At 66.5% G+C, this 8,689-nt stretch carries 7 protein-coding genes and 1 pseudogene; 3 read left to right on the top strand and 5 right to left on the bottom strand.

The features are described from left to right. A pseudogene (locus tag Q0071_RS03835) lies at positions 1-891 on the top strand (DNA-directed RNA polymerase subunit beta'); the annotation flags it as partial. Positions 892-1,072: 181 nt separating this feature from the next. Beyond that, the gene (locus tag Q0071_RS03830; protein ID WP_298165479.1) at positions 1,073-2,902 is read left to right on the top strand and encodes a HAMP domain-containing methyl-accepting chemotaxis protein; all 1,830 of its coding nucleotides are present in this window, start codon (positions 1,073-1,075) and stop codon (positions 2,900-2,902) included. 5 nt (positions 2,903-2,907) lie between these two features. Here Q0071_RS03830 and Q0071_RS03825 read toward each other — a convergent pair whose 3' ends face one another. Next, positions 2,908-4,053: a serine hydrolase domain-containing protein gene (locus Q0071_RS03825; RefSeq protein WP_298165477.1), complete on the bottom strand. Its 1,146-nt coding sequence runs from the start codon at positions 4,051-4,053 to the stop codon at positions 2,908-2,910. A 40-nt stretch (positions 4,054-4,093) separates the two neighbouring features. Then, a complete protein-coding gene (gene glpX, locus Q0071_RS03820) occupies positions 4,094-5,086 on the bottom strand; it encodes a class II fructose-bisphosphatase (protein ID WP_298165475.1) in 993 nt (330 codons plus the stop codon). Positions 5,087-5,222: 136 nt separating this feature from the next. Here glpX and Q0071_RS03815 point away from each other — a divergent pair, with 136 nt between their 5' ends. Next, positions 5,223-5,648, top strand: coding sequence for a hypothetical protein (locus Q0071_RS03815; protein WP_298165474.1), 426 nt, complete (start codon positions 5,223-5,225; stop codon positions 5,646-5,648). Between the two features lie 104 nt (positions 5,649-5,752). On the opposite strand, the gene Q0071_RS03810 is transcribed toward Q0071_RS03815, so the two are convergent. The 3 genes from Q0071_RS03810 to Q0071_RS03800 all read right to left on the bottom strand — a co-directional run bounded on the left by Q0071_RS03810 (position 5,753) and on the right by Q0071_RS03800 (position 8,387). After that, positions 5,753-6,115, bottom strand: a complete 363-nt coding sequence (locus Q0071_RS03810) for a bleomycin resistance protein (protein WP_298165480.1) — start codon at positions 6,113-6,115, stop codon at positions 5,753-5,755. A gap of 18 nt (positions 6,116-6,133) precedes the next feature. Further along, entirely contained in the window at positions 6,134-7,450 is a 1,317-nt protein-coding gene (locus Q0071_RS03805) for a homoserine dehydrogenase (protein ID WP_298165472.1), read from the bottom strand. 76 nt (positions 7,451-7,526) lie between these two features. Then, positions 7,527-8,387 carry a hypothetical protein gene (locus tag Q0071_RS03800; RefSeq protein WP_298165470.1) on the bottom strand — a complete coding sequence of 287 codons (861 nt, stop codon included), beginning with the start codon at positions 8,385-8,387 and terminating at the stop codon, positions 7,527-7,529. Between the last annotated feature and the right edge of the window lie 302 nt (positions 8,388-8,689).

Genomic DNA, 8,689 nt, shown 5'->3' with positions numbered 1-8,689 from the left:
CTGTTCGAAGCGCGCATCCCGAAGGACAACGCGATCATCGCGAAGATCTCGGGCCGCATCGAATTCGTTCGCGACTACAAGGCCAAGCGCAAGATCGCGATCATCCCCGAGGAAGGCGATCCGGTCGAGTACCTGATCCCCAAGTCGAAGGTGATCGACGTGCAGGAAGGCGACTGGGTCAAGAAGGGCGACAACCTCATCAGCGGTTCGCCCAACCCGCACGACATTCTGGAAGTCATGGGCGTCGAAGCTCTGGCCGAATACCTCGTGGCGGAAATCCAGGAAGTCTATCGTCTGCAGGGCGTGAAGATCAACGACAAGCACATCGAGGTGATCGTTCGCCAGATGCTGCAGAAGGTCGAGATCACCGATGGCGGCGATACCACGCTGCTGGCAGGCGAGCAGATCGACCTCGAGGAAATGAACGAATACAACGCCAAGCTCGCGCCGGGCATGCGTCCGGCTGAAGGCAAGCCGGTGCTGCTGGGCATCACCAAGGCTTCGCTGCAGACGCGTTCGTTCATTTCGGCGGCTTCGTTCCAGGAAACCACCCGCGTGCTCACGCAGGCGGCGGTCGAGGGCAAGCGGGACTCGCTGATCGGCCTCAAGGAGAACGTGATCGTGGGCCGCCTGATCCCGGCGGGCACGGGCGCGGGCATGAACCGCCTGCGCGTTGCGGCTACCAGCCGCGATGCCGCGCTGCGCGCTTCGTATCGCAAGCTCCAGGAGTCGCTTATCGCGCCCCATTCAGCGGCCGAAGAGCATGCCGCCGAGCTGGCCCAGGGCCCCGAAGCGGCGATCGGCAACGATCCGCTGGCGGCGGTCGAGGGTGAGACCCACGGTCTCGACGCCGATGCCGGTGACTACCTGATCAAGGATGGCGAGGCCTGATCGGCTGACCTGACTGACCAAGTTGAAAACCCCGTCGGCCCTGGCCGGCGGGGTTTTTGATTTGTTGTCCGCGGCCTACGTAGTTCAAACAGTCCGGAATGGGGGTAGTTGCAAGGACTTGGCCAGTAGGAACCGCGTGACGGACGCCCCCTCCGGCGATCCGCTATCGGAGTCCTCTGGCATGCTCAGCGGCGTCAAGCTCAGCGGCATCAAGCTAAGCGACAAGGCACGCCGCGGCGCGCGGCTTCTCATCGGCCTGCTGCTCGCGCTCATCGCACTCGCCTCGGCCGTGGTATACGCCATCCGCGCCGATGGCCCGATGACCCAGGACAGCGCCCTGCAGGCCGAAATTCTCGCGGACGTGCTGCCGCCCCCGGCCTTCGTGGTCGAGCCCTATCTCAATGCCGCGCTGATCGTGCACGATCCCGACCGGGCGGGTCCCTATCTCAGCGAGCTCAAGGACGAGCACGCCGAGTTCGAAGCGCGCAAAACCTACTGGAAGACTGCGCCGGTCCCGGAGCAACTGCGCCAACCGCTTAATGACACGATCGCGGCTGCCGAGAAGTTCTGGCAGATCATGGACAGCAAGTTCCTGCCCGCCGTGAAGAGCGGCAATCGCGCTGCGATGGGCGAGGCGTTTTCGATGGATATCGCGCCGATCTATCGCGTGCAGCGCGAGCAGGTGCGCAGCATCGTGGCGCTCAGCCGGACCTACAGCACCGAGACTGCCCGCACCAACGCCGGGCGAATCGGCCTCGCCCTGTCTGGGCTGGCCGCGCTGGCGCTTGCGATGCTGGGGCTTATCCTGTGGAGCGCACGCGCCGCGCAGAAGCTGGTGGTCTTACCGCTTGTCGAGACGGCGACGACGATGCAGCGCATGGCGGACGGCGATACGAGCGTCGCCATCGCAGGTATCGAGCGGGCAGACGAAATCGGCATGGTCGCCCGCGCCATGCGCGTATTCCGCGAGGCCGAGGAAGGGCGCCGCCTGGCATCCACCGAGCAAGCCGCAGTGGTCACCGCAGTTTCAAATGGGCTGGCCCGGCTCGCGGACAAGGATCTGGAGCACCGGTTGGATGAGCCGTTCCCGCCTGCTTACGAATTGCTCCGCGAGAACTACAACGCGGCAGTGTCCTCATTGGCGGAAGCGCTGCGGATCGTGCGGGTCGGCACGGCAAGCGTGAAGGGCAGCATTTCCGAGATCGGCGCTGCCTCGCAAGATCTGGCGCAGCGCAATGAAGCCCAGGCGGCACGCATCGCCGAGACGGCGCGGGCGATGGACGCGGTGACCGGCATCGTCCACGAAACCGCGAATGGGGCGCAGGCGGTTAGCCAGACCATCACCCAGGCCGGCCGCGAGGCAGGCGAGGGCGGCGACGTCGTGCGCCGCGCGATCGAAGCCATGGCCGCGATTGAGCAATCCGCGCAGGAAATCGGCCAGATCATCAGCGTGATCGACGGGATTGCGTTTCAGACCAACCTGCTCGCGCTCAATGCGGGGGTCGAGGCTGCACGTGCCGGGGAGGCGGGCAAGGGCTTTGCCGTCGTCGCCACCGAAGTGCGCGCGCTGGCCCAGCGCAGTGCCGATGCGGCGCAGAGCATCAAGGCGCTGATCACCGCCAGCGGTGAGCAGGTCGGCGCGGGCGTCGAGCTGGTGCGCGAAAGCGGGACCCGGCTTGAGGCGATCGTGCGGCGAATCGGCGAGATCGGCTCGCTGACCGGCAACATCGCCGGATCGGCGACACGTCAGGCAGCCAACCTCAGCCAGATCAATGCAGCGATGGGCGAAATGGACCGGCTGACCCAGCAGAACGCGGCAATGGTCGAGCAATCCACGGCGGCGACACGCAGCCTTGCTGCCGAAGCCGTCCGCCTCAACGAACTGGTCACCACCTTCCGCACGCGCGATGTAGCGCGCCGGCCGGCGGCGCTTGCCGCGCCCGATGCGATGCGGCGCAAGTCTGCGGTCGAGAATCGGCCCGCGCCGCAGCCGCTCGCACTGGCGAGCTGATCAGATCAAGCGTTCTCGCAGGCCATCCGTTCAAGCGCGGCAAAGCTTTCGAGCACGCCCGGATCCGCGAACGGTGCGACTTGCGCGAGGATGACGCCGGCGAGATCGCGATCGGTATCGATCCAGTAGTAGCAGTTGAAGATGCCGGCCCAATGCAAGCTGCCCGGCGAACGGCCAGCGGGGCCGGTCTCGGTGTTGACGAGGAATCCGCCAAGGGTCCAGCCGCCGCGCTGGCCGGGAAGCGGGTCGAACGCGCTGGCAAAGCTCGGCATCGCGGTGGTCATCTCGCCCGCCGAGAGATGCGCGGGGAGAGCATCCTCGCGCGCGATTCGGGCCATTTCCGGAGAGAGCACGCGAACCCCGTCGAGCTCGCCGCCGCGCAGGATCATGCGCAGGAAGCGGGCGTAGTCACCGGCGGTCGAGGACAGGCCGCCGCCGCCGTTGTGATACTCGCCGCCGCCGAGCACCATGCCCTGCGTCTTGAAGCCGCCTTCGGCTTCGCGCACATGGACTTGCGCCTCGTTGGCATCCCAGGTGCCGCGGAAGCGGGTCTGGGTCATGCCCAGCGGCCCGGTGATCTCTTTCTCGAACCATTCGCCGAGCGTCATGCCGGTCACCGCTTCGACGGCAAGGCCTGCCCAGTCGATCCCGACGCCGTACTGCCAGTTCGTGCCCGGATCGAACATCAGCGGCAGGTCGAGGCTGGCGCGCTTGCCCGCTGCCATCTTGCCGGTGGCCATGGCATGGCGCAGCAGGTCGGCGTTCATGAAGGTATAGCCGCAGCCGGAGGTGTGGAGCAGCAAGTGGCGCAGCGTGACGGGCAACGCGGCCGGGCGCAGGATCGGCTTGCCGTCCGCATCGAAGCCGCCCAGCACTTGCGGCTCGGCGAGTTCGGGGAGGATCGGACCGACCGGCGCGTCGAGATCGAGCTTGCCGCGTTCGACCAGCTGCAGCACCGCGACGCTGGTGAGCGCCTTGGTCATCGAGGCTATCTGGAACAGCGTGTCCTCGCGCATCGGCACGCCGTTTACCGCATCCGCCTGCCCGAAGGCGCGGGCATAGCGGGTGTCCTTGCTGTCGGTGATCAGGGCCACCGCGCCTGGCAGGTTTGCAGCCGCTACCGCGGCCTCGAATTCAGCGATGCCCTTCATGTCCGGTCCTCTCGTGTTGTGCTGCCCTTCTGCGGGGCAATCAGCGCGGCTTGCGGTGCTCGCCCTTGACCCAGCGGACCGTGCCCGAGCTGGCGCGCATCACGACGCTTTCGGTCGTCATCACCCCGCTCTTGTTGATCTTGACGCCCGCGAGCAGCGAACCATCGGTCACGCCGGTCGCGGCGAAGATGCAGTCGCCCTTGGCGAGTTCCTTGAGATCATAGACCTTGTTGAGGTCGGTGATGCCCCATTTGCGCGCGCGGGACTTCTCGTCCTCGTTGCGGAACAGCAGGCGGCCCTTGAACTGCCCGCCGACGCAGCGCAGCGCAGCTGCCGCAAGCACGCCCTCGGGCGCGCCGCCGGTGCCCATGTAGAGATCGATGCCGGTGTCCTCGTTGGTCACCGCGATCACGCCCGCCACGTCACCATCGGGGATCAGGCTGATGCCGCAACCCAGCGCCCGCAATTCGGCGATGAGTTCAGCATGGCGCGGGCGGTCGAGCACGCAGACGATGATGTCGCTGGGATCAACGCCCTTGGCCTTGGCGACGGCGCACACGTTCTCGCCCGCCGTGCGGTTGAGATCGATGATGCCGTCGGGATAGCCGGGACCGACTGCGAGCTTTTCCATGTAGACGTCGGGCGCGTTGAGCAGACCGCCCTCTTCGGCGACGGCCAGCACGGCAAGCGCGTTCGGGCCGGCCTTGGCGGTGATCGTGGTGCCCTCGAGCGGATCGAGCGCGATGTCGATCTTCGGGCCCTTGCCGGGCGCGGCGCCGACCTTCTCACCGATGTAGAGCATCGGCGCCTCGTCGCGCTCACCCTCACCGATCACCACGGTGCCGTCCATGTAGAGTTCGTTGAAGGCGGCGCGCATGGCTTCCACCGCAGCGGCATCGGCGGCCTTCTCGTCGCCCCGGCCGATCAGCCGCGAGGCCCCGATGGCGGCCGCCTCGGTAACGCGGACCATCTCGAGGACGAGGACGCGGTCAAGAACCTGCGAGGCGGCTGGTGCGGGTCGGATGTCGGTCACGTTGACTCCTGAGGCTCGTTGGCGGAAGCTCCCCTGCCCTAGACGGGAGGATGCAGGGTTGTCGAGGCGCGGAATACTATACAGACGCGCGTTTCGCGCATTCCTATGCGTATACCTGCCGTTCCTTGCAATGGGGATGGCCCGGGCGCAATCGGCACCGGCGGCGGATGCGGCACAAGCACCCGCTGCAAGCGCGGCTGCGCCGGCGGATTCGGGGGATACTGACAGCAATGCGCAGATCGCCCAGCGGCTGCTCACGGCGGGCCAGCCCAAGAAATGCGAAAAGGCTGGTCCGGACGGCGCGATCGTTGTTTGCGGCGGCCGTGAGGCGAACGAGAAGGAGCGCCTGCCGCTGCGGGATCAGCTCGAGTCGGCGCGCTCCACCAACGACGGCCTGCCGCGTGCGCCCAATGTCAGCGGGCTGCGCGATTGCAGCAGGGGCTGTATCGGCTTCGGTTCGGCACCGACGCCGATGTACTTTTTCGACATCACCAAGCTGCCCGAAGCGCCGCCCGATTCAGATGCCGACAGGATCGCGCGCGGGGAGATTCGGGCGCCTTAGGGCTAGTTGCGGCGCAGTGCCCAAGAGCAGCCGTCGGGCGGCGCAAAGCTTCCATTCACTGTGAAACGCACCGCACCGCAAATGCATGTGCTTGTTTTCGTGTCCTAATCTTCCTGGATAAGCCGCAGGAGGCTGCCGTCCGGATCGATCAGCGCGCCGACCAGCCCGCCCCACGGCTCCCGCTTGGGCCGGTGCAGGCGCGGCCAGCCGGTGGTCTTTTCCGGAACGCCTGCTGCAATAAGGTCTGCGTAGAACGCCTCGACATCGTTCAGTCTGAGGCAGCTGCCAAAGGAGCTGCTGGCCGGATTAAGATCGGGGTAGGGAAAGAATTCAAGAATCAGGCCGCCACGCGCGAGAATCATCCAGCCAGCGTCTCGCCATGATTCGGTGAAACCGAACTGCCCATAGAACTGCGCGGTGACTTCGAAATCGCGCGAGGGCAGATTCGGGGTCGCCCGATCACTCAAGGCTCCGGCCATGGCGGGTCAATCCTCGAGGATATGCATCACCAGTGGCGGTGCGCCGAGGCTGGGGGAGCCATCGAGCAGGCGCAGCGCCTCGGCAATCGCGCTTTCGGGGCCTTCGTGCGTGACCATGGCGACCAGTACCTGATCCGCGCTGCCTACGGCCGCGCGGCCCTTCTGGATCAGGCTTTCGATCGAAACCCCGGCATCGCGCATTGCGGCGGTAATCTCGGCCAGCACGCCGGGGCGGTCGGCCACGGTGAAGCGGAGGTAGGCCTTACCGGTGCGGTGGCCGCTATCGGCGGGGGCGGCCATTTCGAGCTCTGCCGCCGGGATAGAGAACGGCGCGCCGATATCGCCGCGCGCGATATCGATAAGGTCGGCCACAACGGCGCTCGCGGTAGGGCCATCGCCCGCGCCCGCGCCCTGGAACAGCAGGCGGCCGACGAAGTTGCCTTCCGCCACGACCGCATTGGTCGCGCCATCGACATGGGCGAGCGGGTGGTCGCGGTGGACCAGCATCGGATGGACCCGCTGGAACAGCCTGCGCTGGCCAGCCTCGTCGACGGCGGTTTCAGCCATGCCGATCAAGCGGATATAATAGCCCAGCGCATCGGCCTGCGCGATATCGGCGGCGAGCACGCGGCGAATGCCGGTGGCAGCAACCGGCTTGAAATCCACCGCCGTGCCGAAGGCGATGCTGGAGAGAATCGCCAGCTTGTGCGCCGCATCGATGCCGTCGATGTCGAACGTGGGGTCGCTTTCGGCATAGCCCTTGGCCTGCGCTTCAGCGAGAACATCGGCGAAATCGCGGCCGGTGTCCTCCATGGTCGAGAGGATGTAATTGCAGGTGCCGTTGAGGATCCCGTAGATGCGGTCGATGTAGTTGGCCGCCGCGCCTTCCTTGAGCGCCTTGATCACCGGGATGCCGCCCGCCACCGCCGCTTCGAACTTGAAGGCGACTTTCGCGGCCTCGGCCTTGGTGGCGAGTTCGAGCCCGTGATGCGCGACCATCGCCTTGTTGGCGGTCACCAGCGCCTTGCCCGCTTCGAACGTGGTGCGCGCCAAGGCGAGCGCCGGGCCATCGGCGCCGCCGACGAGTTCGACGACGACGTCGACATCGGGCCGCTCGCCGAGGATCACCATGTCGTCTTCCCAAGCGTAGGACGAGAGATCGACACCGCGGTCCTTGCTGCGGTTGCGCGCGCTGATCGCGCTGATCGTGATCGGACGGCCTGCACGGCGCGCAATGAGGCCTGCGTTGGCTTCAAGCAGGCGGATGACGCCGCCTCCGACGGTGCCAAGACCGGCCAGCGCGATGCGCAAAGGTTCGCTCATGATGATCCCCGTAAAATCTTATGGTGCGCCTTAGGGTAGCTGATCCGCCCTCGCAACCGCAGGTGGTGAGTGTAGATCAGGGTGCCCCGCGCTTGCGGGTGCAGGGGCCGAGATCGGCTAGCACCTGGGCATAGTCTTCCGCCGCGATTCGCCGGTCGGTCAGCGTGGCGGAGATATTCGCGCGCTCAGGCAGTCGGCCGGGCAGCCCGCAGGCGAGGCGATACCACGCAAGCGTCGCGGGAAGCGGTGCGTGCGCCGCCGAATCGACGATTTCGGTGAAGCTCACACCCCATGTCGTCGGCTGGCCGGGACGCCGGAGCACCGAGATCGAGACCGGCGCGCCGGTTGCCGTACCAAGGAAAAGCTGGGTTTCCCCCTCGCCCGCGAGGTTGCCGGCGACGTGCAGCGCCTCGCGCACTGCGGTGATCGCGGGCGGAGCATCGGGCCGCGAGGTCTCGGTCAGAATCGCGCGCAATGTGGCTTCGCGCGCGGGGGTGAGCACCAGCATGGCATCGGGCGCGACAAGCTGGAGCTCGCCCGGTCGGTCGGGCACAGGGCGGGCCAGTACGAGCACTTGCGCCTTGCTCAGCTTGGGCGGCTTGCCGCGCGCATCAAGTGGGACATCGGCAAGAAACCGGATCGATTCGCCAAGGTTTTCGCCGATCAGCAGCGCCTGCGTGCGGGCCTCCACATAGAGCCGGGCGCGGCCGGCGGGCAGGCCAGGTGCTTCCTCGGGCTTGAGCCGCACGGCCTTGCGCACTTCGGCACGCGCCACGACCTGTGCGGACAGGGCGAGATCGACAAGATCGGCGTATGTCAGGTCCGGATCGGCCTCCAGCCCCGGCGCCATGGAAACAGACAAAGTTGTTTCCTGTCCGTGGCTTGCCGCAGCGCCGCCAAGGCTGAGCGCGGCGGCGGCGAGCAACCGGGCCCACATGGGGAGGGAAGCGTGTTTCCGGCGGGAGCATCTGGTGCGGGGCATGCGGGGGTCCTTAGAATCGCTGGCGCCGAAAGGCGATGGCGGCGGTGCCAAGACGCGTTTCAGGCAGCGAAACCGTGAATTGAAGGTTAACCGATAAAGCATTTGCGCGCCTTTGGCTTCGGCGTTAAAGCTCGCCGATGTCGGGGATTTCAACAATGAAAGCCCGCAAAAGCCGCCGCCGGGTTCCTTGCACCCGATGTCGGCGGTCCGGTTTGCCGGCAGGGTGGAATGAAATCGCTGGATTGGCCAATCGCGCT

It is taken from the genome of Novosphingobium sp. (genome assembly GCF_027486195.1).
In the GTDB taxonomy this organism is placed as follows: Bacteria; Pseudomonadota; Alphaproteobacteria; order Sphingomonadales; family Sphingomonadaceae; genus Novosphingobium.
This window is presented reverse-complemented; position numbering and strand designations above follow the sequence as displayed.